This window comes from Streptomyces sp. NPDC002701, assembly GCF_042889045.1.
In the GTDB taxonomy this organism is placed as follows: Bacteria; Actinomycetota; Actinomycetes; order Streptomycetales; family Streptomycetaceae; genus Streptomyces.
Genome location: NZ_JBIAQL010000003.1, coordinates 300,499 through 322,079, shown reverse-complemented (window position 1 = coordinate 322,079; position 21,581 = coordinate 300,499). Strand labels below are relative to the sequence as shown.

General features: G+C 71.5%; 19 protein-coding genes and 2 pseudogenes. 17 read left to right on the top strand and 4 right to left on the bottom strand.

Annotated features, from left to right (window positions below):
* Nucleotides 1-54 precede the first annotated feature (54 nt).
* From ACFYXC_RS09875 to ACFYXC_RS09865, 3 genes are read left to right on the top strand one after another with little or no spacing between them, the layout of a single operon-like run.
* Nucleotides 55-1,032 carry an ABC transporter permease gene (locus tag ACFYXC_RS09875; protein WP_388922684.1) on the top strand — a complete coding sequence of 326 codons (978 nt, stop codon included), beginning with the start codon at nucleotides 55-57 and terminating at the stop codon, nucleotides 1,030-1,032.
* Nucleotides 1,033-1,047: 15 nt separating this feature from the next.
* Nucleotides 1,048-2,109, top strand: a complete 1,062-nt coding sequence (locus ACFYXC_RS09870) for an ABC transporter ATP-binding protein (protein ID WP_388922681.1) — start codon at nucleotides 1,048-1,050, stop codon at nucleotides 2,107-2,109.
* Nucleotides 2,110-2,122: 13 nt separating this feature from the next.
* Entirely contained in the window at nucleotides 2,123-3,262 is a 1,140-nt protein-coding gene (locus ACFYXC_RS09865; protein ID WP_388922678.1) for an ABC transporter ATP-binding protein, read from the top strand.
* Nucleotides 3,263-3,423: 161 nt separating this feature from the next.
* On the opposite strand, the gene ACFYXC_RS09860 is transcribed toward ACFYXC_RS09865, so the two are convergent.
* Nucleotides 3,424-3,837 carry a DUF4440 domain-containing protein gene (locus ACFYXC_RS09860; protein WP_389549012.1) on the bottom strand — a complete coding sequence of 138 codons (414 nt, stop codon included), beginning with the start codon at nucleotides 3,835-3,837 and terminating at the stop codon, nucleotides 3,424-3,426.
* A gap of 135 nt (nucleotides 3,838-3,972) precedes the next feature.
* Here ACFYXC_RS09860 and ACFYXC_RS09855 point away from each other — a divergent pair, with 135 nt between their 5' ends.
* The 9 genes and pseudogenes from ACFYXC_RS09855 (at nucleotide 3,973) to ACFYXC_RS09815 (ending at nucleotide 11,948) form a co-directional block, all read left to right on the top strand.
* Nucleotides 3,973-4,500: a GNAT family N-acetyltransferase gene (locus ACFYXC_RS09855; RefSeq protein WP_388922675.1), complete on the top strand. Its 528-nt coding sequence runs from the start codon at nucleotides 3,973-3,975 to the stop codon at nucleotides 4,498-4,500.
* A gap of 44 nt (nucleotides 4,501-4,544) precedes the next feature.
* Entirely contained in the window at nucleotides 4,545-5,057 is a 513-nt protein-coding gene (locus tag ACFYXC_RS09850; RefSeq protein WP_389549008.1) for a DinB family protein, read from the top strand.
* A 33-nt stretch (nucleotides 5,058-5,090) separates the two neighbouring features.
* Nucleotides 5,091-5,462 (top strand): annotated as a pseudogene (locus ACFYXC_RS09845) (VOC family protein); the annotation flags it as partial.
* A gap of 66 nt (nucleotides 5,463-5,528) precedes the next feature.
* Nucleotides 5,529-5,993, top strand: coding sequence for a GNAT family N-acetyltransferase (locus tag ACFYXC_RS09840; RefSeq protein ID WP_389549984.1), 465 nt, complete (start codon nucleotides 5,529-5,531; stop codon nucleotides 5,991-5,993).
* Between the two features lie 229 nt (nucleotides 5,994-6,222).
* Nucleotides 6,223-7,866, top strand: coding sequence for an ABC transporter substrate-binding protein (locus ACFYXC_RS09835; protein WP_389549005.1), 1,644 nt, complete (start codon nucleotides 6,223-6,225; stop codon nucleotides 7,864-7,866).
* A 64-nt stretch (nucleotides 7,867-7,930) separates the two neighbouring features.
* Nucleotides 7,931-8,854, top strand: a complete 924-nt coding sequence (locus ACFYXC_RS09830) for an ABC transporter permease (RefSeq protein WP_389549002.1) — start codon at nucleotides 7,931-7,933, stop codon at nucleotides 8,852-8,854.
* Nucleotides 8,847-9,890 carry an ABC transporter permease gene (locus ACFYXC_RS09825; protein WP_389548999.1) on the top strand — a complete coding sequence of 348 codons (1,044 nt, stop codon included), beginning with the start codon at nucleotides 8,847-8,849 and terminating at the stop codon, nucleotides 9,888-9,890. Before ACFYXC_RS09830 ends, ACFYXC_RS09825 begins: the two co-directional genes overlap by 8 nt.
* A gap of 5 nt (nucleotides 9,891-9,895) precedes the next feature.
* Entirely contained in the window at nucleotides 9,896-10,879 is a 984-nt protein-coding gene (locus tag ACFYXC_RS09820; RefSeq protein ID WP_389548996.1) for an ABC transporter ATP-binding protein, read from the top strand.
* Nucleotides 10,872-11,948 carry an ABC transporter ATP-binding protein gene (locus ACFYXC_RS09815; RefSeq protein ID WP_389548994.1) on the top strand — a complete coding sequence of 359 codons (1,077 nt, stop codon included), beginning with the start codon at nucleotides 10,872-10,874 and terminating at the stop codon, nucleotides 11,946-11,948. The genes ACFYXC_RS09820 and ACFYXC_RS09815 overlap by 8 nt, the downstream gene beginning before the upstream one ends.
* A 176-nt stretch (nucleotides 11,949-12,124) precedes the next feature.
* Here ACFYXC_RS09815 and ACFYXC_RS09810 read toward each other — a convergent pair whose 3' ends face one another.
* Nucleotides 12,125-14,281, bottom strand: a complete 2,157-nt coding sequence (locus tag ACFYXC_RS09810) for a prolyl oligopeptidase family serine peptidase (RefSeq protein ID WP_389548991.1) — start codon at nucleotides 14,279-14,281, stop codon at nucleotides 12,125-12,127.
* 188 nt (nucleotides 14,282-14,469) lie between these two features.
* Here ACFYXC_RS09810 and ACFYXC_RS09805 point away from each other — a divergent pair, with 188 nt between their 5' ends.
* The 4 genes from ACFYXC_RS09805 (at nucleotide 14,470) to ACFYXC_RS09790 (ending at nucleotide 18,786) form a co-directional block, all read left to right on the top strand.
* Nucleotides 14,470-14,664 (top strand): hypothetical protein, encoded by a 195-nt coding sequence (locus tag ACFYXC_RS09805; RefSeq protein WP_388922651.1) that lies wholly within the window; start codon nucleotides 14,470-14,472, stop codon nucleotides 14,662-14,664.
* A gap of 30 nt (nucleotides 14,665-14,694) precedes the next feature.
* Entirely contained in the window at nucleotides 14,695-15,729 is a 1,035-nt protein-coding gene (mshB, locus tag ACFYXC_RS09800; RefSeq protein WP_389548988.1) for an N-acetyl-1-D-myo-inositol-2-amino-2-deoxy-alpha-D-glucopyranoside deacetylase, read from the top strand.
* Nucleotides 15,726-16,151 (top strand): DUF6113 family protein, encoded by a 426-nt coding sequence (locus tag ACFYXC_RS09795; protein WP_388922645.1) that lies wholly within the window; start codon nucleotides 15,726-15,728, stop codon nucleotides 16,149-16,151. The genes mshB and ACFYXC_RS09795 overlap by 4 nt, the downstream gene beginning before the upstream one ends.
* Before the next feature lie 160 nt (nucleotides 16,152-16,311).
* Complete coding sequence (locus ACFYXC_RS09790) at nucleotides 16,312-18,786, top strand: hypothetical protein (protein ID WP_389548984.1); 2,475 nt, start codon at nucleotides 16,312-16,314, stop codon at nucleotides 18,784-18,786.
* 195 nt (nucleotides 18,787-18,981) lie between these two features.
* On the opposite strand, the gene ACFYXC_RS09785 is transcribed toward ACFYXC_RS09790, so the two are convergent.
* Both ACFYXC_RS09785 and ACFYXC_RS09780 read right to left on the bottom strand, forming a co-directional pair.
* Nucleotides 18,982-19,830, bottom strand: a complete 849-nt coding sequence (locus tag ACFYXC_RS09785; protein WP_389548981.1) for a tetratricopeptide repeat protein — start codon at nucleotides 19,828-19,830, stop codon at nucleotides 18,982-18,984.
* Between the two features lie 197 nt (nucleotides 19,831-20,027).
* Nucleotides 20,028-21,029: pseudogene (locus ACFYXC_RS09780) on the bottom strand (GNAT family N-acetyltransferase); the annotation flags it as partial.
* A 141-nt stretch (nucleotides 21,030-21,170) separates the two neighbouring features.
* Here ACFYXC_RS09780 and fdxA point away from each other — a divergent pair.
* Entirely contained in the window at nucleotides 21,171-21,491 is a 321-nt protein-coding gene (gene fdxA / locus ACFYXC_RS09775) for a ferredoxin (RefSeq protein ID WP_003973842.1), read from the top strand.
* The last annotated feature ends 90 nt before the right edge of the window (nucleotides 21,492-21,581 follow it).

The window sequence follows — 21,581 nt, the reverse complement described above, 5'->3', positions numbered from 1 at the left end:
TCCCGCGGTTCCGTGAAACCGCCCACCGCCTCCGCAGAGAGCAGCCTCCCCGCCATGCTTCAGTTCATCCTCCGGCGCGCAGTCGGTGCCGTCGTGACCTTGTTCCTCATCGGCGCCGCCACGTTCTTCCTGTTCGTCGCCGCGCCCTCCGACTATGCCTCCCTGGCCTGTGGCAAGGACTGCTCGCCCGCGAGACTGGAGGACATCCGCCACGCGCTCGGGCTCGACCAGCCCATCGCGACGCAGTTCTGGGACTTCATGTCCGGGATCGTGGTCGGCCGTGACTTCCCCGACGGCCACTGCGCGGCTCCCTGCCTCGGCCAGTCGTTCTACTCGGGCGACTACGTCTGGGACACGATCATGGACCGCTTCCCGCTGACCCTGTCGCTGACCCTCGGCTCCATCGTCGTCTTCCTGGTGATCGGTCTGGGCGCGGGCATGCTCGCGGCCTACAAGCGCGGTTCCGTGACCGACAAGGTCGCCACCGGCGCCTCCATGGTGCTCAGCTCGTTCCAGATCTACTTCCTCGGCCCGATCGTGCTGACGATCTTCGTCTACAGCACGGGCTGGATGGAGGACCCCAAGTACGTGCCGTTCACCGAGAACCCGGTGGGCTGGCTCGTCGGGCTGTCCCTGCCGATGATCGTGATGGCCACCATCTTCACCGCGCAGTACACGCGTATGGCGCGGGCCTCCATGATCGAGCAACTCGCGGAGGAGCACGTACGGACCGCGCGCGCCAAGGGCATGTCGAAGAAGTACGTCTTCTTCCGCTACGCCTGGCGCGGCTCCCTCATCCCGATCGTCACGGTTCTCGGCATCGACATCAGTGCCCTGCTCGGCGGTGGTGTGGTCACCGAAATCACCTTCTCCCTCCAGGGCATCGGGCGCCTCGCCGTGGACGGCGCGGTCAACAAGGACCTCCCGCTGACGATGGGCGTCATGCTGTTCGGGGCCTTCTTCATCCTGATCCTGAACATCCTCGTCGACATCGTCTACGCGTACGTCGATCCGCGCGTCCGGCTCTCCTAGGAAGAACGAACCACCGTGACCACACTGACCAAGACCGAGGGCAACCCGGCTCCGACCGGGCCGGAAAGCTTCCTCTCGGTCCGCGATCTGAAGGTGCAGTTCTCCACCGAGGACGGCATCGTCAAGGCGGTCGACGGCCTCTCCTTCGACGTCGAACGCGGCAGGACCCTGGGCATCGTGGGCGAGTCCGGCTCCGGGAAGTCCGTCACCAACCTGACGATCCTCGGGCTGCACAGCCCGCGCAGCACGACCGTCGAGGGCGAGATCGTCCTCGACGGCAAGGAACTCGTCACCGCGCACGAGAAGGAGCTGGAGAAGCTCCGCGGCAACAAGATGGCGATGATCTTCCAGGACCCGCTGACGGCCCTGTCGCCGTACTACACCGTGGGCCGGCAGCTCTCCGAGCCGTTCATGAAGCACACCGGCGCCTCCAAGAAGGAGGCCAAGGACCGGGCCATCCAGATGCTGGACAAGGTCGGCATCCCGCAGCCCAAGGTGCGCTTCGACGACTACCCGCACCACTTCTCCGGCGGTATGCGCCAGCGCGCGATGATCGCCATGGCGCTGATGTGCGACCCCGACCTGCTGATCGCCGACGAGCCGACCACCGCGCTCGACGTGACCGTGCAGGCGCAGATCCTCGACCTGCTCAAGGACCTCCAGCAGGAGTTCGGCACCGCGATCATCTTCATCACGCACGACCTCGGTGTCATCTCGAACATGGCCGACGACCTGCTCGTGATGTACGCGGGCCGGGCCGTCGAGCGCGGCAGCGTCCGCGAGGTGCTGCGCTCCCCGAAGCACCCGTACAGCTGGGGCCTGCTCAGCTCGATGCCGCGCCTGGACGGCGACATCCAGGAGATGCTGACGCCGATTCCCGGTTCGCCGCCCTCGCTGCTCAACCCGCCCTCGGGCTGCCCCTTCCACCCGCGCTGCGTCTTCAAGGACGAGGTGCCCGGCAGCCGGTGCGTCGACGAGCGCCCGGAACTGGGCGAGGGCCGCGCCGCCGCCTGCCACCTCACGGCCGAGCAGAAGCAGACCATCTTCATCGACCAGATCCAGCCCCGGCTGCGGTAGGGAGAACCGAGACATGAGCGACAACCTCACCCTCCCCGCACAGCAGGGTCCCGCCGGCGCGACGAAGGAGGCACTCCTCCAGGTCGAGGGGCTGACGAAGCACTTCCCGATCTACGGCGGCTTCCCGATCAAGCGCAAGGTCGGAGCCGTACAGGCCGTCGACGGTGTCGACCTGAGCGTCGGCGTCGGCGAGAGCGTCGGCCTGGTCGGCGAGTCCGGCTGCGGAAAGTCGACGACCGGTCGGCTCATCACCCGGCTCCTGGAGCCGACGGCCGGCACGATCACCTACGCGGGCCAGGACATCTCGCACGCCTCGCGCCGGAAGATGGCGCCCGTGCGGTCCGAGATCCAGATGATCTTCCAGGACCCGTACTCGTCGCTGAACCCCCGGCAGACCGTCGGCACCATCATCAAGTCGCCGATGGAGATCAACGGCATCAAGCCGGCCGGCGGCACCGAGAAGCGCGTACGGGAGCTGCTGGAGCTCGTCGGGCTCAACCCCGAGCACTACAACCGCTTCCCGCACGAGTTCTCCGGCGGTCAGCGCCAGCGCATCGGGGTTGCCCGCGCGCTGGCCCTCAACCCGAAGCTGATCGTGGCGGACGAGCCGGTCTCCGCCCTGGACGTGTCGATCCAGGCCCAGGTCGTCAACCTGCTCCAGAAGGTCCAGGAGGAGATGGGCATCGCCTTCCTCTTCATCGCCCACGACCTGGCGATCGTCCGGCACTTCTCGCAGCGCCTCGCGGTGATGTACCTCGGCAAGGTGGTGGAGGTCGGCGACCGCGACTCCATCTACAACCGGCCCCGGCACCCGTACACGCACGCCCTGCTGTCGGCCGTCCCCGAGGTCGCGATCGACGACGAGACCGAGGAGCGGGAGCGGATCCGGCTCTCCGGGGACGTGCCCTCGCCGATCCACCCGCCGTCCGGCTGCCGCTTCCGCACCCGGTGCTGGAAGGCGCAGGACAAGTGCGCGACCGAGGAGCCCCCGCTGGTCCAGATCTCCGGCAACCGTGCGGGTCACCTGACGGCCTGCCACTTCCCGGAGGCGCCGACGACCGAGGCACGCGTCGAGGACATCGTCCTGGACCCGGCTCTCAGGGCGTTGGAGGACGTGGCGGCGGACGCACCGGCCGTGACCACGAAGGACTGACAGGGCTGGCAGGACTGACGCGGACGCCCGGGACGTCTCGCCCCGGCCCGGGGATGGCGCCTGCGGCCGTCCCGGGGCAGGCCGTCGTTCCGGGACGGGCCGTCGTTCCGGGGGCCGCACGGCAGTCCGCGGGCTTCGCGGCATCGGCCCGGGCCGGGGCTTCACGGCACTCCGGGGGGCACGCGGGTGGCCTGGTGGTAGTACATCCGCCAGCCCGCGGCGCCGTCGCCCGCGCGCCAGATCGAACTGTGCCTGGTCCTGCGCTCGCCGAGCCGGGTCTCGAACGTCAGATGCACCAGACCCGGCGCGAGCAGCACGCCCCTCATCCCGGAGGGCTCGTAGCGCGGGCCGTCCGCTGAACCGCCCTGATGGCCGGGCAGTTCGGCGAGCATGGTCTCGTACGTCCACCGCCGCCCGGACCCGCCGACCTCCACGAACTCCGGGTCGAGGAGCCGCCCGGCGAGTTCCCGCGAGGCGCGGACGGCCGGGTCCATGAGCCGCAGCTCGGCCGCGATCGCCCGTTCCACCTCGTCCGCCGCGGCACCGCCGGCCGCGCTGTCCGTCACTTCGTCCATGCGGACATCCCACCGGGCGCCGGGTGGGACACGCAATTCGTTTGAGCGGTCGGCGCGCCCCGTGCTACTCCTTTCGGCGCGGGGACACCGATCGTCAAGCGCACGACTCGTCAAGCACGCGGAGGGCTGGCCGGCATGGTGCTCGGAGACCTGGTGAGGCTGCGGCCGATGGAGCCGTCGGACGCCGAGGCGCTGTGGCGCTGGAACCACGACCCCGAGGTGATGCGCTGGATGAGCGACGGTTACGCCCAGCCGCTGGCCCAGGTCGCGAAGCGGCTGGCGGAACGGCCGCGCAACGCGTACGGCGACGTGCTCCACGGTGTCGAGGTGCTCGCCGACACGAAGCTCATCGGCCTGGTCCGGCTGCGCGACGCCGAGCCGGAGACCGGCTGCGCCGAACTCGACATCTACCTCGGCGAGAAGGAGTACTGGGGGCGGGGCTACGCCACCGACGCGACGCGGACGATCTGCCGCTACGGCTTCGAGAAGATGCGCCTGCACAAGATAAAACTGACCGTCGTCACCGAGAACCACGCCGCTCACCACGTCTACCGGAAGATCGGCTTCGTCGACGAGGGCAGACTGCGCCAGGAATTCCGCCGGGACGGCCGCTGGTACGACATGTACACGATGGGTCTGCTGGAGAACGAACTCCGCGACTGATATTCGCTCGACACGCCCGGCGATGTCCGCGAGGCTGCCCCGTCATGACGCGAACCGACACGCCACCCGCATGGGACGAACGCACGCAACTGGCCACCTTCCTCGACTACGCGCGGGACACTGCGCGCGCCAAGTGCGAGGGCGTGAGCCCCGAGGACGCGCGCAGGGCCCCGCTCCCCGGGTCCCCGCTGATGACCCTGTGCGGACTGATCAGCCACCTGCGATGGGTCGAACACCACTGGTTCGAGGTGGTGTTCCTGGGCGAGGAGCCGTCCGGGCCGTTCGTGGAGGCGACCGAGGACGACCCCGACCCGGAGATGCGGACCGCGGTCGACGTCCCGCTGCCGCGGCTCCTCGCCGAGTACGAGGAGCAGAGCGCCCGGTACCGCCGGCTGCTGGCGGAGCACGACCTGGACACCGCGGCCAAGCGCCCGGTCAGGGACGGGCGGCACGTCGACCTGCGCTGGGTGGTCCTCCACCTCATCGAGGAGACCTCCCGCCACAACGGCCACCTCGACATCGTCCGTGAACTGCTCGACGGGCGGACGGGTGTCTAGCCGGCCGTGCCCCGCCCCGACGGCGCCCGGAGGATCCGCGTGAACCCCGTCCTGCACAGCATCACCTTCGACTGCACGGGTGATCCGTACGACCTCGGGCTGTTCTGGAGCGGACTGCTCGGACGGCCGCTCGCCGACGACGACAAGCCCGGTGACCCGGAGGCGCTGATCACGGACCCCGACGGCGGGCCCCGGCTGCTCTTCGTCCGGGTCCCGGAGGGCAAGACGGCCAAGAACCGCGTCCACCTGGACCTGCGGCCGACGGGGCGCACCCGGGCCGCGGAGGTCGACCGGGCGGTCGCGCTCGGCGCCCGCGTCCTCGCCGACCACACGCGCCCGGACGGCGGCGGCTGGGTCCTCATGGCCGACCCGGAGGACAACGAGTTCTGCGTGGAACGGGGGGAGTCGGACCGCGCGGCGCCGCCCGCCGAAGCGGCCGGCCCGGCCCTCCGGGGCGCCGCGGCGTCCACCCTGCGCCTGGAGAAGGTCACCCCCGAGAACGTCGAGGCCGCCATCGCCCTCAGGGTCCGCCCCGACCAGGAACGCTTCGTCTCCACGGTCGTGAAGTCCCTCGCCGAGGCGTACGCGCAGCCCGAGACCGCCTGGCCCCGGCTGGTCTACGACGGTGACGAGCTCGTCGGCTTCGTCATGGCCTTCTTCGACGTCCGCTTCGACCCCGACAACCCCGGGGACCGGCTCCGCTCCGGCCTGTGGCGGCTCAACATCGCCGAAGGCAGACAGGGACGCGGGTACGGGACCTTCGCCGTGCGGGCGGTCTGCGAGGAGATCCGCCGCCGAGGCCGCTCCCGGCTCGTGACGGTCACGTGGGAGGCGGGCGAGGGCGGCCCCGAACCGTTCTACCTGCGCCTGGGCTTCCGCCCCACGGGCGAGACGAGCGGCGGCGAGCTCGTGGGCGAACTGGACCTGGACGCCTGAGGCGCCTCAGGGGGCACGCAGTGCCCTCTGGGGGCGCGGGGAACTGCGCGCTCAGCCACAACGGACCCGCGGATCACCGTCAACGCCCACCCCGATCCCGCCGCCCCGCGGAGCGCCCCCCACCCATGTGGGTCGGCAAATGTGCGGCATGTGAGTTCTGCACCGATATTGGGCGCAAAGGTACCGGCTCCGGCGCCGGAGCCGCAGCGCACCGATGAGGAGGCACTCCATGCGTGGAGCCACGCACGCCAGATGGGCCGTATGCGCGACGGCGGCAGCCCTCGCCGCGACGGCCTGCGGGGGAGGCGGGGACGGCGGCGACAGCGGCGGTGGCGGCGACGGCTCCGGGATCGTGAGTTCCTCGTGGGGCGACCCGCAGAACCCCCTGGAGCCGGCGAACACCAACGAGGTGCAGGGCGGCAAGGTCCTCGACATGCTCTTCCGCGGTCTCAAGCGCTACGACGCCGAGACCGGCAAGGCGAACGACATGCTGGCCGAGAAGATCGAGACCTCGGACTCGCAGAACTTCACCGTCACCGTCAAGGACGGCTGGACGTTCAGCAACGGCGAGGCGGTCACCGCGAAGTCGTTCGTGGACGCCTGGAACTACGGCGCGAGCCTCAAGAACAACCAGAAGAACGCGTACTTCTTCAGCTACATCGACGGCTACGACCAGGTCCATCCCGAGGACGGCAGCGACCAGAAGGCCCAGACCCTCTCGGGACTCAAGGTCACCGGGGACAACACCTTCACGGTCAAGCTCAACCAGAAGTTCTCGACCTTCCCCGACACCCTCGGCTACGCCGCCTTCGCGCCGCTGCCCAAGGCGTTCTTCGACGACCACGCGGCCTGGCTGAAGAAGCCGGTCGGCAACGGCCCGTACACCGTCGACTCGTACGCCAAGGGCTCGGTGCTGAAGATGCGCAAGTGGGACAAGTACCCGGGCGAGGACAAGGCCCAGAACGGCGGGGTGGACCTCAAGGTCTACACCGACAACAACACCGCCTACACGGACCTGATGGCCGGCAACCTCGACCTCGTCGACGACGTGCCCGCCTCCCAGCTGAAGAACGCCAAGGCCGACCTCGGCGACCGGTACATCAACACACCCGCGGGCATCATCCAGACCCTCGCCTTCCCGTTCTACGACAAGAACTGGGGCAAGGACGGCATGGAGAAGGTCCGCACCGGCCTGTCCATGGCGATCGACCGCGAGCAGATCACCGAGACCATCTTCCAGAAGACGCGGACCCCCGCCACCGACTGGACCTCCCCCGTCCTCGGCGAGGCCGGCGGCTTCAAGGAGGGGCTGTGCGGTGACGCCTGCGAGTACGACCCCGAGAAGGCCAAGGAGCTGATCGAGGACGGCGGCGGCCTCCCGGGCGGCCAGGTCAAGATCTCGTACAACGCGGACACCGGCTCCCACAAGGAGTGGGTGGACGCCGTGTGCAACTCGGTCAACAACGCCCTCGACAACGACAAGGCATGCGTCGGCAGCCCGGTCGGCACCTTCGCCGACTTCCGCAACCAGATCACCCAGTCCAAGATGTCGGGCCCCTTCCGGGCCGGCTGGCAGATGGACTATCCGCTGATCCAGAACTTCCTGCAGCCGCTGTACTACACCAACGCCTCGTCCAACGACGGCAAGTGGACCAGCAGTGAGTTCGACGACCTCGTCGACAAGGCCAACGCGGAGACCGACCAGGCCAAGGCCGTCGACCTGTTCCAGCAGGCCGAGGAGGTCCTGCGGGACGACATGGGCGCCATCCCGCTCTGGTACCAGAACGGCAGCGCCGGCTACTCGGACCGGATCTCGAACGTGGCGCTGAACCCGTTCAGCCTGCCCGTCTACAACGAGATCAAGGTCAGCTGAGCCGCGGGGGCGCGCACTGCGGCCAGCAGCCCGGCGCGCGCCCCCGCCAACCTCCGGAGCCCTCATGGGACGGTATGTGATCCGGCGTCTGCTGCAGATGATCCCGGTCTTCATCGGCGCCACCCTGTTGATCTTCCTGATGGTGAACGTGATGGGCGACCCCATCGCGGGCCTGTGCGGCGACCGGCAGTGCGACCCCGCGACGGCGGCCCAGCTGCGCAAGGAGTTCGGCCTCGACAAGCCCGTGTGGCAGCAGTACGCGACCTACATGGGCAACGTCTTCACCGGCGACTTCGGCACCGCGTTCAACGGGCAGGAGGTCACCGAGCTGATGTCGACCGCCTTCCCGGTCACCGTCCGGCTCACGATCGTCGCGGTCCTCTTCGAGGTCGTCATCGGCATCACGCTGGGCGTCGTCACCGGACTGCGCCGCGGCCGGCCCGTCGACACGGGCGTCCTGCTGGTCACCCTCGTCGTCATCTCGGTGCCCACCTTCGTCACCGGTCTGCTGCTCCAGCTGCTGCTGGGCGTCAAATGGGGCTGGATCAGCCCGTCGGTCTCCTCGGAGGCCCGCTTCGACGAGCTGATCGTGCCGGGCCTGGTCCTCGCGTCCGTCTCCCTCGCGTACGTGACCCGGCTGACCCGGACGTCCATCGCCGAGAACCGCCGCGCCGACTACGTCCGCACGGCCGTCGCCAAGGGCCTGCCCCGGCGCCGGGTCGTCACCCGGCACCTGCTGCGCAACTCGCTGATCCCGGTGGTCACCTTCATCGGCACCGACATCGGCGCGCTGATGGGCGGCGCGATCGTCACCGAGCGGATCTTCAACATCCACGGCGTCGGCTTCCAGCTCTACCAGGGCATCCTGCGCCAGAACACGCAGACCGTCGTCGGCTTCGTGACCGTCCTCGTCCTCGTCTTCCTGGTGGCCAACCTGCTGGTCGACCTGCTGTACGCCGTACTCGACCCGAGGATCCGCTATGCCTGAGCAGCCGACGCCGCCGGAGCGGCCCCTGCCCTCCATGCCGCCGGGGCCGCACCTGTCCGGCGGAGGGCGCGCCCCCGAGGACGGCGCCGTCGCCGCGACCGGCATGGGCGGCGCGATGGACCTCGCGACGGAGGAGGGCGCCTCGCTGCGGAAGCCGGCCACCGGACCACAGGGAACGGGCCCCCAGGACAGGCCCCGGTCCCTGTGGTCCGACGCCTGGCGCGACCTGCGGCGCAACCCCGTCTTCATCGTCTCGGGGCTGATCATCCTCTTCCTGGTCGTCATCTCCCTGTGGCCCTCGCTGATCGCCTCCGGCAACCCCCTCAAGTGCGACCTCGCCAAGTCCCAGGAGGGCTCCCAGCCCGGCCACCCCTTCGGGTACAACGGCCAGGGCTGCGACGTCTACACGCGCACGGTGTACGGGGCCCGGGTCTCCGTCACCGTCGGCGTGTGCGCCACGCTCGGGGTGGCGGTCCTCGGCTCGGTGCTCGGCGGACTCGCCGGGTTCTTCGGCGGGGTGTGGGACGCGATCCTCTCCCGGATCACCGACATCTTCTTCGCGATCCCCGTTGTCCTCGGCGGCCTGGTACTGCTGTCCGTCGTCACCAGCTCCACGATCTGGCCCGTGATCGGCTTCATGGTGCTGCTCGGCTGGCCGCAGATCTCCCGGATCGCCCGCGGCTCGGTCATCACCACCAAGCAGAACGACTACGTCCAGGCCGCCCGCGCGCTCGGCGCCTCCAACTCCCGGATGATGCTGCGGCACATCACGCCCAACGCGATCGCCCCGGTCATCGTCGTGGCGACCATCGCGCTCGGTACGTACATCTCCCTGGAGGCGACCCTCTCGTTCCTCGGGGTCGGGCTGCGGCCGCCCACGGTCAGCTGGGGCATCGACATCTCCTCGGCGTCCCAGTACATCCGCACGGCGCCGCACGCGCTGCTCTGGCCGGCCGGGGCGCTGGCCGTCACCGTCCTCGCGTTCATCATGCTCGGCGACGCGGTGCGCGACGCCCTCGACCCGAAGCTGAGGTGACCGCCGTGCTGCTCGATGTACGCGACCTGCACGTGGAGTTCAGGACCCGGGACGGGGTCGCCAGAGCCGTCAACGGGGTCACCCTCGGCGTGGACGAGGGCGAGACCCTCGCGGTGCTCGGCGAGTCCGGCTCCGGCAAGTCCGTGACCGCGCAGGCCGTGATGGGCATCCTCGACACCCCGCCCGGGAAGATCACCGCGGGCGAGATCCTCTTCAAGGGCCAGGACCTTCTCCAGCTCAAGGAGGAGGAGCGGCGCAAGGTCCGCGGCGCCCAGATGGCGATGATCTTCCAGGACGCGCTGTCGTCCCTGAACCCGGTGCTGAGCGTCGGCGCCCAGCTCGGCGAGATGTTCATCGTCCACCGGGGCCTGTCCAGGAAGGACGCGAAGGCGAAGGCCGTCGAACTGATGGACCGGGTACGCATCCCGGGCGCCGCCTCCCGGGTGGGCGACTACCCCCACCAGTTCTCCGGCGGCATGCGCCAGCGCATCATGATCGCGATGGCGCTGGCCCTCGAACCCGCGCTGATCATCGCCGACGAGCCCACCACCGCCCTCGACGTCACCGTCCAGGCGCAGGTCATGGACCTGCTCGCCGAACTGCAGCGCGAACTCGGCATGGGTCTCGTCCTCATCACCCACGACCTCGGCGTGGTCGCGGACGTCGCCGACCGGATCGCCGTGATGTACGCGGGCACGATCGTCGAGTCCGCCCCGGTCCACGACCTCTACAAGGCCCCCGCGCACCCGTACACCAAGGGTCTCCTGGAGTCGATCCCACGCCTCGACCAGAAGGGCCGGGAGCTGTACGCGATCAAGGGCCTGCCGCCGAACCTGATGAACATCCCGCCCGGCTGCGCCTTCAACCCGCGCTGCCCGATGGCCCGGGACGTCTGCCGCACCGACGTGCCGCCGCTGTACGAGGTGACCGAGGCGGGCCCGGACCGCAGGAGCGCCTGCCACTTCTGGAGGGAGTGCCTCCATGGCTGAGCCCGTCGAGACCGCCGAGCCGATCCTTCAGGTACGGGGCCTGGTCAAGCACTACCCGCTCACCCAGGGAATCCTGTTCCGCAAACAGGTCGGCGCGGTGAAGGCGGTCGACGGCGTCGACTTCGACCTCGGCGCCGGGGAGACCCTCGGCATCGTCGGCGAGTCCGGCTGCGGCAAGTCGACGGTCGCCAAGATGCTGGTCAACCTGGAGAGGCCGACCGCGGGCGAGATCAGATACAAGGGCGAGGACATCACCGGACTGTCCGGCCGCGCCCTCAAGGCCGTACGCCGCAACATCCAGATGGTCTTCCAGGACCCGTACACCTCGCTCAACCCGCGGATGACGGTCGGCGACATCGTCGGGGAGCCGTACGAGATCCATCCCGAGGTCGCGCCGAAGGGCGGCTGGCGCCGGCAGGTCCAGGACCTGCTGGACGTGGTCGGACTCAACCCGGAGTACATCAACCGCTATCCGCACCAGTTCTCCGGCGGCCAGCGCCAGCGCATCGGCATCGCCCGCGGTCTCGCCCTGCGCCCCGAGATCATCGTCGCGGACGAACCGGTGTCGGCCCTCGACGTGTCCGTGCAGGCGCAGGTGATCAACCTGATGGACCGGCTGCAGAGCGAGTTCGACCTGAGTTACGTCTTCATCGCACACGACCTGTCCATCGTGCGGCACATCTCCGACCGGGTCGGGGTGATGTACCTCGGCCGGATCGTGGAGACCGGCAGGGACGCCGAGATCTACGACCACCCGACGCACCCCTACACCCAGGCGCTGCTGTCCGCCGTGCCCGTACCGGATCCGGAGGCCCGTGCGCACCGGGAGCGGATCATCCTCTCCGGTGACGTGCCCTCACCGGCGAACGTCCCCTCCGGCTGCCGCTTCCGCACCCGCTGCTGGAAGGCCCGGGAGCGGTGCGCGCTGGAGGTCCCGCTGCTCGCGGTGCCCGCGGAGTTCCGGTACGAGGGCGGGCCGGCCGCGCACGACTCGGCCTGCCACTTCGCGGAGGAGAAGCAGGTGGTACCGCCCGAACCGCCGCAGGGCGGGCCTCCGGACGGGCCGTGACCGGCCGGCGGACACGCGCCGGCGTCGTTTACACACAGGCAACTCGGCCGACCCGGCACCGATATACGGACGCGTCACTCTGGACAGCGTACGGCCGTGCGGGTGCCGTGGACCGGCCGGGGCGCCATGACGCCCCGGCCGGTCGCCATCTGTCGCCCTCGGCCGCCTCGGCTCCCCTAGCGCAACCCGAGCGAGCGCTTCAGGAAGTCCACCTGGAGCAGCAGCAGGTTCTCGGCGACCTGTTCCTGCGGGGTCATGTGCGTGACCCCGGACAGCGGCAGCACCTCGTGCGGGCGGCCCGCGGCCAGCAGCGCGGAGGACAGCCGCAGAGAGTGCGCGACCACCACGTTGTCGTCGGCGAGACCGTGCACGATCAGCATGGGCCGGGCCGGCTCGGCGGCCCCCACCAGGCCGTCGTCGTCGATCAGCGAGTTCGCGGCGTACACCTCGGGCTGCCGGTTCGGATCGCCCAGGTACCGCTCGGTGTAGTGGGTGTCGTACAGGCGCTGGTCGGTGACCGGCGCGCCCACCACGGCCGCGTGGAAGACGTCGGGACGGCGCAGCGCCGCGAGCCCCGCGAGATAACCGCCGAACGACCAGCCGCGGATCGCCACCCGGGTCAGGTCCAGCGGGAAGTCCTCGGCGAGCGCCTGGAGCGCGTGCACCTGGTCGTCGAGGGCGACCGCCGCCAGATCGCCCTTGACCGCCTTCTCCCAGGCCGGCGAGCGGCCCGGCATGCCCCGCCCGTCCGCCACGACCACCGCGAAGCCCTGGTCCGCGAACCACTGGGGAGTGAGGTACGCGTTGTGCGCGGCCAGCACGCGCTGCCCGTGCGGCCCGCCGTACGGGTCCATCAGGACCGGCAGCGGGCCGTCCGTGTGACCGGTGGGGAGCACGACGGCGCACGGCACCCGGCGCGCACCCGCTTCCGTGAGGTGCACGCGCGGGCTCATTCCGGGGTGCTCGGCGTACGAGACCACGCTCACCGCCTCCGCCCGGCCGCCGGACCGCTGAGCGCCCGTCTCCCTGCGGTCACCCTCGCGCACCACCCGGACCTGGGCGCCCGGCCGGTCGGGGACGGCCGACACGAGCACGGTCACGCGGCCCGCCCGCACCGCGGAGTGCACCCCCGGCTCCCGCGAGATCCGTTCCACGCCGAGGTCGTTGACCCGGTAGACGTGCACCTCCCCGATCTCCGGCTCGGCCGCCGCCGATCCGGCCGACGCGGACACCAGGACGTCGTCGTCGGACACGTCGAGCACGGCACGTACGTGCAAGTGCGCGCCGGTCAGGACGCGTTCGCCCACCGCCAGCACCCGCGCCCCGCCCTCGTCGGCGATCCGTACGAGCTGTCCGCTCGGGCTCCAGCACGGCACACCGGGGAAAAGATCAAGCCATTGTGGATCTTCGTCCGCGTGGACCATCCGGGTCACCCCGGTGTCCGGGTCGACCGCCAGATAGAGCTGGCTCCTCTGGTCCCGCGCCTGCACGAGGAGCAGCGGCGCCCCGGCCGCGGACCAGTGCACCCGCGCCAGATACGGGTAGCGGGCCCGGTCCCACAGGACCTCGGTACGCGCCCCGTCGAGCCCCACCACGAACAGGCGTACGTCGGCGTTGTCGGTGCCCGCCGCCGGGTACGCGACCTGCTGCGGCTCCCGCCCGGGATGCGCCGGGTCGGAGATCCACCAGCGGCGTACGGGAGCGTCGTCGGCCCGTGCGACCAGCAGCCGGTCCGACTCCGGCGACCACCAGAAACCGCGCGAACGGCCCATCTCCTCGGCCGCGATGAACTCCGCGAGCCCGTAGGTGACCGTGTCCGACTCGGGCTCGGCGAGCGCCCGGTCGTCCTCGCCCTCGGCGCCGACGACCCGCAGGGCGCCCCCGGCGACGTACGCGACGAGCCGTCCGTCGGGCGACGGGCGGGGGTCGAGGACCGGTCCGCGGACCCGCAGCTCACGGGCCGTACCGGCCCGCAGTTCGGCGGTGAACAGCCGCCCCGACAACGCGAAGGACGCCCACTCCACGGCCGCGTCCGTGGCGTAGCCGACGATCCCCGCGCCGCCCTCGCGGCTGCGCTCGCGCCGGGCCCGCTCCGCCGCCGAGAGCCGCTCCGAGGAACCCCCGAGCAGCGCCCCCGGGTCGGCGGCAGGGCGTTCCTTGCCGCTCGCCACGTCGAGCACCCACAGCTGGTTCGCCCGGTCGGTGCCGGACGAGGACCGCAGGAACACGACACGCGAACCGTCGGGAGCCACCGTGAAGGCACGGGGTGTACCGAGGGTGAAGCGCAGGGTGCGCGCCTGCCGGCGCGGGAAGGAGAGAGGCTCGGTCGTCATGCTCCGACCATATTGGCCATGCGCCCCCTTGTGCGGCCGTGCGCCGATCAATGCGCACGCACGAATAGTTATGATCACTAGCGCTGCGTGGGTATCAACCCGCTGGCCGCTGTACGGATTTACTGCCCCCATTCCGACCCCCGACCCCCGGCCCCCGTGTCCCTGGGATCCTTTGGAGGTGAGCCGCCGTGGCACTTTCGATTTCGGCGGTGGTGCTGCTGGCGATCATCGTCTTCATCCTGATCAAGAAGTCAGGGCTGAAGGCGCCTCACGCCATCGTGTGTGTCCTGTTCGGCTTCTACCTCGCCAGCTCGACGATGGCACCGACCATCAACGAGCTGACCACGAACATCGCCGGCATGATCGGGGACATCAAGTTCTGACCCCTCCGGGCGCCTCGTAGGGTGGGGGCCATGACCGAACTGCCCTCCTCCGGCCCTCGGGCGGGGGGAACCCCCACCCGCCCCGCCGGGCGTCTGCTCCTGGTGCACGCGCATCCGGACGACGAGGCGATCAACAACGGCGCCACCATGGCCCGGTACGCGGCCCTGGGCGCCCAGGTCACCCTCGTGACCTGCACGCTGGGCGAACAGGGCGAGGTCATCCCGCCCGGGCTCGCCCATCTGTCGGGCCAGGACCTCGGCGAGCACCGGCTGGCGGAGCTCGCCGAGGCGATGCGTGAGCTGGGCGTACGCGACACCCGTTCCCTCGGCGGCCCCGGCCGCTACCAGGACTCCGGGATGATGGGCGTCCCCGAGAACGACAACCCCCGCTGCTTCTGGCGGGCCGACGTCGACGAGGCCGCCGCGGACCTGGTCCGGGTGATCCGCGAGGTACGCCCTCAGGTGCTCGTCACCTACGACCCGAACGGCGGATACGGCCACCCCGACCACATCCAGGCGCACCGTGTCGCCATGCGGGCCGCCGACCTGGCGGCCGAGCCGGACTTCCGCCGTGACCTCGGCGAACCGTGGGCGATCGCGAAGATCTACTGGAACCGCGTGCCGCGCTCCGTCGCCGAGGAGGGCTTCGCCCGTCTGACGGACGTCCTCGACGACCTGCCGTTCCCCGCCCGCGCCGCGATCGACGACGTGCCCGGCGTGGTGGACGACTCCGTGATCACCACGGAGATCGACGGCACCGCCCACGCCGCCGCCAAGGCCGCCGCGATGCGCGCGCACGCCACCCAGATCGAGGTCGCCGAACCGTGGTTCGCCCTCTCCAACCGGCTCGCGCAACCGCTCTTCCCCGTGGAGTACTACGAGTTGGTGCGGGGCGAGCGGGGCGGACCGGCGCGGGAGACCGACCTGTTCGCGGGAATCGCGGAAGCAACCGGGGAAGTGACCCCGGACGCACGTACGGAGCCCACGGACGCACGTACGGACACGAGCACGGAAACAAGCACGGACACGAGCACGGAAGCAATCAGCGAGGGCGGTGCGCGATGAACGCGTCGGACAGATCGAACGCGGGCAGCCTGCTGGCCCAGCCCCTGCGACCGCCCTCCGCCGCCCGGATCGCCGCCCACCTGGGGCTCTTCGTTCTCGGAGCCGTGGTCGCGCTGGCCGGGGCGCTGATCCAGTCCGGCTTGTTCCCGGGCGGGCTGCTGCTCGCCCTCGCCGGAGCGGCGGGCCTGTTCCTCGGCGGATCGTGGGCGACCGGGGGCCGCGCCGGGGCGGTCGCGCCCGCGGCCGGCTGGATGATCGCCGTCGTCCTGCTCACCGCCAGCCGCCCGGAGGGCGACTTCCTCTTCGCCGCCGGAGCCGGCTCCTACCTCTTCCTGCTCGGCGGGATGGCGGTCGCTGTGATGTGCGCCACCCTTGGCCAGGGGTGGCAACCAGGCAGCGCCGCCGCCCGACTTGGCAAGTGACGTACCACTTCGCCACAGCGCGCAGGTGCAAGTCCGGTGTGGGTTTCCCCGACGGCCGCAAGATGCGGGAGACAAGTGGCCAGTATGGTGGTGCGCGCCGCCGAGCCGCCCGAATCGAGGTCGAGTAAACGGGCGGTGGAGCCAACCAGGAGAACCTGCCTTGAGTCGTGAAACTGACAGTTCGTCCTCCGGGCCCAACGGGCGCGGCGGAACCGCATACCCGTCGGGGACTCCGCCGTACGGAACGCCTGTGGCGTCCGACGCCGCCGCCGACACGGCTCGTACGGCCGGTGACCGGCCGGAACAGCCCAAGACCGAGACCACGCTGACGACCCGGATCCGCATCAACATCCCTGGATCCCGGCCGATTCCGCCGGTCGTCGTGCGCACGCCCGTCGCCAACGGAGGGTCCTCCGACGCCACGAGTGCGTCGCAGCCGGCCGCTCCGGACGCCGGCCAGGGAGCCGGACCGGCCGCATCGGCCGGCGGGCCCGTGGACTCCGACACCGGGTCGCACGCCATGCCCGCCGCGCCCGGCGTTGGCGGCGCCGACGGTGGAGCCGGCGACAAGACGAGCGACTGGTTCGCGCCACGCAAGGCCGGTGCGCCCAAGGGCGGCCCGGCCGGCGGCAACGCCAACGGCGCGGGACTGGCCGCCGGTTCGGGCTCCCAGGGTCCGGCGGCGGGTGCCGGTGCGGGAGTTGGCGCCGCCGGCCCGCCCGCGGGTCGGCCCGGCGGCGCCGGTGCGCCCCAGGGCCCCACTGCCGGCGGCCCGGCCAGGCCCGGCGGTACCAACGGCGCGGGACTGCCCGGCGCGGGCGGCACCGGGCCGGTGGCGCCCGGTCACGGCGGCGGTACCGGCTCCTTCGACGTGTCCCGTGCGCTGGCGGCGGGGCCGCTCGGCTCCGGGCCCGGCGGATCGCCGTACCCGGCGGGCGACGGCGGTGGCGAGCCGGGGCGCGACGGGCTCCCGTACTTCTCCGACGGCGGCCAGGCCGGTCAGGCCGGGCCCGCGGGCCCGACCGGCGGACCGGTCACCGGCGACACGCCGATGGCGGCGCCCGGTGCCCCCGGCGGCCAGGGCTTCCCGGGCGGGCAGGGCGGCGCGGGCTTCCCCGGTGGTCCCGCAGGCCCAGGCGGCGGTCATGGCGTTCCCGGCGGCCAGGGCGGCTCGGGCAACCCCGGCGCCCACGGCGGCCCCGGTGGCCCGGGCGGACAAGGCGGCCCAGGTCAGCACGGCGGTCCCGGTCAGCACGGCGGCCCCGGTGACCACGCCGGCCCCGGTGGCCCGGGTGACCACGCCGTACCCGGCGGGCCCGGTGGCCAGGGCGGCCCCGGTGCCCCCGATCCCTCGGGCTTCCCGGGCGGCAAGGGTGCCCAGAGCGGCTCCGCCTTCCCCGGCGGCCCCACGGGGGCCGGCCGTCCCGGTGGGGGGCTGAGCGACGACACCGCGATCCTCACCCCGCAGATCCCCGCGCCCGAACCGGGTACGCCCGGCTACGGCGGCGCCGCCGAGAACGTCTCCGGGCACACCCTGACCAGCGGCATCCCCGTCGTGCCCCCGGCCTCGAACTCGCCGTTCGGACCGGACACCCGCACCGACGGACCGCTTCCGCACCAGCCCCCGAAGCTGCCGGAGCCGGTCGCGCCGGCCGCGCCCGCGACCTCGCGGCCCAAGAAGAAGAAAAAGGGGCGCAGCAAGCTGGTGCTCCTGGTCACCGGCGTGCTGACCCTGGGCGGTATCGCGTACGGCGCCGGACTGCTCATGAACCACTCCGACGTGCCCAAGGGCACCAGCGTGCTCGGTGTGGACATCGGCGGCGGCACCCGTGACGAGGCCGTCAAGAAGCTCGACGACGCCTTCAAGGAGCGGGCGGCCAAACCGCTCCAGCTCTCGGTCGAGGGCGACACCGTCGCGCTCAAGCCGGACCAGGCCGGGCTGCAGCTCGACGGCCAGGCCACCGTGCGGGCCGCCGCGGGCAGCGACTACAACCCCGTCTCGGTGATCGGTTCGCTGTTCGGCAACGAGCGCGTCGTCGCCCCGGTGATGCCCGTCGACGAGGAGAAGCTGGCCGCCGCCCTGGAGCGGGCCGCGGGCGGCTCCGGCTCGGCGGCCGAGGGCACGATCAAGTTCCAGTCGGGCAAGGCCGTCGCCGTCTACGGCAAGGCGGGCAAGGGCATCGACATCGACCGGTCGACGGACGCCGTCGAGGAGGCGTACCGCACCCAGGTGGAGACCGGGAAGTCGGCCGCCGTGACCGTGCCGACCACGGCGAAGGAGCCCAAGGTCAGCAAGGCCGAGGTCGACCGCATGATGAAGGAGTTCGCGCAGCCCGCGATGTCCGGCCTCGTGACGGTCAAGGCCGGTGCGGCGGTGGTCCAGTTCAGCCCGGAGAACTCCCTGTGGAAGTTCCTCGGCGTCAAGGCCACCGACGAGGGCAAGCTGGTCGACTACTACGACCTCGACGCGCTCAAGGAGCTGTACGGAGGCGCGTTCGACGGTGTGCTGATCACCCGGGGCAACGGCAAGAGGACCGCCGTGACCCCCCAGGACGTGGTCGGCGCGCTGCGCCCGGCACTCCTCGGCAAGACGGAGGCGGACCGCGTCGGCGAGATCGAGACCGACCCCAGCTAGGACCTGACCGGCCGGCCGGAGGGTCGGACGGCGGAGGGTTGGACGGTTGGACGGCGGACGGTCGAGAGGGCACCCGGTGATGACCGGGTGCCCTCTCGCTCTGTCCGCCTGTCCCCGCCTGTCCCGTCCGCCGGGACACCCGCAGAACCGAGCCGCCGAGGTCCTGGGCTGCGCGGACAGTGCGTCCGCGGGGCGTCAGTTGAGCATCGCGCGGGCCGCGTGCGCCTGGCTGCGGACGCGGTCGGCCGCCGGTTCGTCGACGGCGGCCACGATCTCCGCGTACGCGTCGAGTTCCGTGGCGCCCGTGAGGAAGTCGCCGCGCTGGACGAGGAGCTGCGCCCGCTCGTAGCGCAGACGGGCGGGGTGGGAGGGGAGCAGCAGGGAGAAGTCGACCGCCCACAGGGCCACGTCGGAACGTTCGGGCCGGGCGGCGGCCCAGGCGCGGATGTTGTTGAGGATGCGCAGGACGACGTCGAGCGGATCGGCGGGCGCGAGCATCGAGGGGTCGAGCGGCGAGCCGGTGGCGCCGGCCACCATCAGCGCGGCGTCGGTGCCGGTCAGGACCCGGCCGCCGTCGAAGGGGTCGACGAGGACCTGCTGTTCGGGCGGGCCGAAGCCGACGACGAAGTGACCGGGCAGGGCCACTCCGTAGACGGGCGCCCCGGCCCGCCTCGCGACCTCCATCCACACCACCGAGAGCAGGATGGGCAGTCCGCGGTGGCGCCGCAGCACCTCGTGGAGCAGGGAGGAGTGCAGCCGCTGGTAGTCGCCGGGCGCGCCGCGGAACCCGAGGCCGCCGAGGTGCTCCGCGAGCGCCGTGGCCCAGGACCTCGGGCCGCCGGGCCGGAACGGCAGTTCCCCGGCCAGCCGGTCCAGCTCGATCTGTGCCTCGTCCATCCCGGTCTCGGTCAGCTCCCCGTCCGCCTGGGCACCGACCAGCAGACACAGGGCGGACAGGTCGGGGCGTTCGGCCCGTGCCTCGTCGCCGAACCGTCGCCGCCACTGGGCGCTCCGCTCCGGCTCGGGGGGATGAAGAGGACGCATAGGTGGCTCGTGCCCTTTCACGCCGATCGATACCGGTCCGTGGCGTAGCCACCGAATTCTCCGCGGGGGCTTTCGGAGTGGCCGGTGCCCTTGGCGTCCCCGGCGTCACCCGAGCTGTCCGGGCGACCTGCGTCGCCGGCTGCGGGCCGGTGGGGGCCGTTCGCGCGGTCCCCCGCGCCCCTCACGGGGCCCGGCGCCGGGGCTCGGTAGTGGTGGTACGTGTGGTGGGGGGTGAAGCCCATCCGGGCGTACAGGGCACGGGCGCCCGTGTTCTCCGTCTCCACCTGGAGCCAGCCGGCCGAGGCGCCCTCCTCCAGGGCCCGGCGGGCGAGCGCCGTCATGACGGTGGTGGCGAGGCCCTGGCGGCGCAGCGCGGGGTCCACCTCCACCGCGGCGAACCCGGCCCAGCGGCCGTCCACCACGCAGCGCCCGATCGCGGCCGGCGCACCGGGCCCGGTGCCGGGCACGGTCGCGAACCACACCGAGGGCCCGCTGCCGAGCACCCGCAGCGCCACCTCGCTCACTCCCTTGCGCTGGTAGCGGCCCAGCCACGCCTCGTCCGCCGTGCGGGACAGCGTGACCGTCCGTCCGGGGCCCGGCGGGTCCGGCAGGTCGGCCACCGGCGCGAGCGCTCCGGTCCACAGCTCCGCGGACACCTCGCGCACCCACCCGCGCGCCGCCAGCTCCGCGCCCAGCCGCTCCTGCGTCCCCTCGGCGCCCGTGGCGGTCTGCGCGTAGGCGGGCAGACCCCTGGCCGCGTACCAGTCCCGTACGCGTGACAGTGCCTCGTCCAGGGGTACGCCGGGATCGCCGAGCGGCAGCACCGAGTTGGCGCGCCGGGTGAAGCCGGACGCGGCCCGCAGCTCCCACTCCCCGAGCCGCTCCCGCTCCACGGGCTGCCAGGCTCGCGCGGCGACCCGCGCGAGTTCCTCGTACGAGGCGGCGGGCCCCCGTCGGCGGGCCGGCGCGGAGGGCACGACCTTGCCCGCCACCAGCGTCGATTCCGGAATTCGGACACTCTCTCCGGACCGGCGTGTGATCAGCAGCACACCGTCGTCCCATGATGTGAGAACGCCTACCGTGTCGGTGAACTTCTCACTCTCAGGGGCCCCTATTCGCAACCGTCGCACCGAGACGCGTTTCCCCACGTCAGCGGGGGTGACACGGACCTCGAGCCGGAAGTGTGCAGAGAAATCCACAGCTCAGTCCAACCCTCCTGTTCGGATCATGCCCAAGAACGGAGATACTAGGTGCGGGCATCGACGACGCCGCGCTCCCGCGCGCCAGGTGGCGGAGCCTGAACACGGCTCGCCAGCGCCCTATCGAGGAGGAACGACAGCGTGACCTACGTCATCGCGCAGCCTTGTGTCGACGTCAAGGACAAGGCGTGCATCGAGGAGTGCCCGGTCGACTGCATCTACGAGGGCCAGCGGTCCTTGTACATCCACCCGGACGAATGCGTCGACTGTGGTGCCTGTGAGCCGGTCTGCCCGGTCGAGGCGATCTTCTACGAGGACGACACTCCCGAGGAGTGGAAGGACTACTACAAGGCGAACGTCGAGTTCTTCGACGAGCTCGGCTCGCCCGGCGGTGCCAGCAAGCTGGGACTCATCGAGCGCGACCACCCCTTCGTCGCAGCGCTGCCGCCGCAGAACCAGTAAGCGGTCCGTGCGCTCGCGGCCCCGCCCGGCGGTGGCCGGGGGAGCGCCGCCCCGGTCCCGTACGGCTCAGCCGCCGTACGGGACCGCCGT

Bases quoted from the DNA above. Each gene is read 5' to 3' on its own strand.
- ACFYXC_RS09850 (WP_389549008.1), top strand. From the start codon at position 4,545: ATGACGCGAACCGACACGCCACCCGCATGGGACGAACGCACGCAACTG.
- ACFYXC_RS09815 (WP_389548994.1), top strand. From the start codon at position 10,872: ATGGCTGAGCCCGTCGAGACCGCCGAGCCGATCCTTCAGGTACGGGGC.
- ACFYXC_RS09865 (WP_388922678.1), top strand. From the start codon at position 2,123: ATGAGCGACAACCTCACCCTCCCCGCACAGCAGGGTCCCGCCGGCGCG.
- ACFYXC_RS09825 (WP_389548999.1), top strand. From the start codon at position 8,847: ATGCCTGAGCAGCCGACGCCGCCGGAGCGGCCCCTGCCCTCCATGCCG.
- ACFYXC_RS09830 (WP_389549002.1), top strand. From the start codon at position 7,931: ATGGGACGGTATGTGATCCGGCGTCTGCTGCAGATGATCCCGGTCTTC.
- ACFYXC_RS09810 (WP_389548991.1), bottom strand. From the start codon at position 14,281: ATGACGACCGAGCCTCTCTCCTTCCCGCGCCGGCAGGCGCGCACCCTG.
- ACFYXC_RS09835 (WP_389549005.1), top strand. From the start codon at position 6,223: ATGCGTGGAGCCACGCACGCCAGATGGGCCGTATGCGCGACGGCGGCA.
- ACFYXC_RS09795 (WP_388922645.1), top strand. From the start codon at position 15,726: ATGAACGCGTCGGACAGATCGAACGCGGGCAGCCTGCTGGCCCAGCCC.
- ACFYXC_RS09855 (WP_388922675.1), top strand. From the start codon at position 3,973: ATGGTGCTCGGAGACCTGGTGAGGCTGCGGCCGATGGAGCCGTCGGAC.
- ACFYXC_RS09785 (WP_389548981.1), bottom strand. From the start codon at position 19,830: ATGCGTCCTCTTCATCCCCCCGAGCCGGAGCGGAGCGCCCAGTGGCGG.
- ACFYXC_RS09875 (WP_388922684.1), top strand. From the start codon at position 55: ATGCTTCAGTTCATCCTCCGGCGCGCAGTCGGTGCCGTCGTGACCTTG.
- mshB (WP_389548988.1), top strand. From the start codon at position 14,695: ATGACCGAACTGCCCTCCTCCGGCCCTCGGGCGGGGGGAACCCCCACC.
- ACFYXC_RS09860 (WP_389549012.1), bottom strand. From the start codon at position 3,837: ATGGACGAAGTGACGGACAGCGCGGCCGGCGGTGCCGCGGCGGACGAG.